Here is a 2,534-nt window from a genome sequence, read left to right on the forward strand (position 1 = left end):
ACGTATAGATTGAGCAAACATTAGCCATATAATAATCACGAGAATAAAATGCCCTGTATCTAACGATCACTAAATGCCACTTTACTCGCTAGACTGATAAGTAGAATACCTGAAACACCTTCAAGAGTTCTTGAATAACGCTGAGAGTGTGGACGACTAAATACCCAATTACCCACAGATGCGTACAAAACGTTACATGTCGTCGCAAGTACGCTGAACAGCAAGCCAAGTACTAATAATTGCATTGATGTTGAGCTTGCAGACGTATCAATAAATTGAGGCAGAAATGATAGGAAGAATAGCGCTACTTTTGGATTCAAGACGCTGACGATAACTCCCTGAACAAACACATTTTTATTATTATCAACATTTTTGTTTTCAACGATTTTACTTTCTCCACGCCACATGGACAGTAATGACTGAACACCTAAATAAACTAGGTAAGCGGCCCCTAACCATTTAACAACGCTAAAAGCCAAAGATGAACTCAGAATTATTGCTGACAAACCTAAACATGCCGCTAGTGTATGAAAAAAGTAACCAACACCAAGCCCCAGAGCCGCTTTCAGCCCAGCAGATAATTTACCTTTCATTGTATTGGAAACAATATAAATTACATCAGGTCCAGGAATCATGTTGATAGCGAGACAAGCGACAACAAATAATAATAGTGAGTTTGAATCCATTCTTTTCTCCAAATTAACGTCTTGCGGGATAACATTTCATCGAACTACAAGTAATGCAACGTCCAGGTTTCAATTGGTTATATTTAGTATTAACAACACGTTACTAATACTACAGCACTGCACGAAGAGCACAATCATGAACAGTGATACGAATTAAATTATGGGCCTTTGTTAGCCCTTTGAATGATAATATTTAGCATCATTTGGTTGTAAGCTTTTTCTAGCCAGCAGCTCTTATGGAAGTTAACAAATCGGCTACTTAGTATACTTAATAGACCGTCAAATCAGATAGATTATCTATTCTTATTTCTTCAAGCCTTTTGTGCTTCATTTTCCTGCCTCACTAAGCAGCAACTTAATGCTTGCCACACCAAAAAATAACGCGAACACGCCTTCAAAAACTGCTTTGGATCTGAGATAGGTTTGCCTGACCTTTTTATACGCGAAAAGAAAAGCATAGCCAAAGAAAACTAAAGCACTAACCAGCCCCACAACAAAAATGACCGACAACAATTCCAACGGACTGGCCGTAGGAGGAACTCCTATCGAATAAAGCGCACCGAAAAACAGAATAGCTTTTGGGTTAGTTAAGTGAATTAACACTCCGGTTAAGTAGTTACCCTTCTCTGTCGTTACGTATGTTTTGGGTAACTTTAGCTGATCGATGTTGCAGGCAGAATGTACGGACTTTAAAGCCAAAAATAAAAGATAAAATGCCCCACAATATCTAAGAATTTCAAAAAGCCAAACATTGCTATAGAGTATGGTTGCGAGACCAAAAGCGGCTGAGGTTGACCAAAATAAAGACCCCGTTAAAACACCTGCAGCCAAATACCCTCCAAAGCGTCGACCGTGGTTCATTGACGTGCCTGCTATCGCAAGAGTTGCAGGTCCGGGGCTAGCGATGGCAGCGATAGCTGATACGACAATCAGTGAATAATTTATCTCTTCCATTTTTACTCTAAGCCTCCAAGTGGAGTTTTATCAACACTTATCGCGGAATACTCTATTGAACGTACATCAGAAGCGTAATACTGATTAAAACACCAAGTGTCACGAATCGAGTTGAGATTCTTTGGTATTTTACTGCTCCAAAATAACATCAAATCCGCCATAAATGAGACGCTTTCCATCAAAGGGCATTGGGTTATTGTCTGGACTCATTCGAGGATCACCCATGATCCGCTGCCACCCTGAGTCCCGAACTTCTTTTGAAGGCCAGACTACCCACGAAAACACAACGGTTTCGTTGCTTTCAGCGTTAACTGCCATGGGAAATGATGTGATCTCACCATCTGGTACTTCACTCCCCCACGTCTCAACAACCTTTAAGGCCCCAAACTCCCTGAACATTTCTGCTGCTATTTTTGCGTGTGCGATATACTTTTCTTTATTCGCTGTCGGCACTGCAGCGACAAACCCATCAATGTATGACATAAGTAAACTCCTTTCATTGGAGTTATAACCATAGCTCAATAAAAAGAATGCACATGATGCCAAACCATAGAAGCAGGTACGTAATACAGCTTGAGACCTACATTCCTAGCTTGGACTTTATATGCATATTTGAAAGGTATGTGTTTGGATCAAGCTTGGTTAGCATATTTATAATCTCCAAAACACTCGAATACTCAATACGTTCCTCTTCAGCATGCCCGATCCCACCTATTGTAAGGTGAGTAAAGCGGTAATCACGATAAACGTTTTGCAGCTGGCTAGAAATATCTTTGAGTAATCTTTTACTGAGGGTGAATGCAGGGTATTCACTACTTTCTGAAAGCTCTGCTGTAGAGCCAATAGATACAATATTGCATTTATCGTTAAGTGAACCTAAAGCGTTAAGCTCAT

Annotated in this window: 3 protein-coding genes and 1 pseudogene; all 4 read right to left on the reverse strand. The window is 40.1% G+C overall.

Annotation, left to right across the window (positions count from 1 at the left end; translation table 11 throughout):
- Positions 1-59 precede the first annotated feature (59 nt).
- A complete protein-coding gene (locus IQR33_RS31175) occupies positions 60-686 on the reverse strand; it encodes a LysE family translocator (protein WP_005377098.1) in 627 nt (208 codons plus the stop codon).
- Between the two features lie 327 nt (positions 687-1,013).
- Positions 1,014-1,640, reverse strand: a complete 627-nt coding sequence (locus IQR33_RS31180) for a LysE family translocator (RefSeq protein WP_064368474.1) — start codon at positions 1,638-1,640, stop codon at positions 1,014-1,016.
- 129 nt (positions 1,641-1,769) lie between these two features.
- Positions 1,770-2,123, reverse strand: coding sequence for a DUF1428 domain-containing protein (locus IQR33_RS31185; RefSeq protein ID WP_017821465.1), 354 nt, complete (start codon positions 2,121-2,123; stop codon positions 1,770-1,772).
- Positions 2,124-2,220: 97 nt separating this feature from the next.
- Positions 2,221-2,534 (reverse strand): annotated as a pseudogene (locus IQR33_RS31190) (hypothetical protein); the annotation flags it as partial.

Source organism: Vibrio sp. OPT46 (genome assembly GCF_015163535.1).
GTDB lineage: Bacteria > Pseudomonadota > Gammaproteobacteria > Enterobacterales > Vibrionaceae > Vibrio > Vibrio alginolyticus.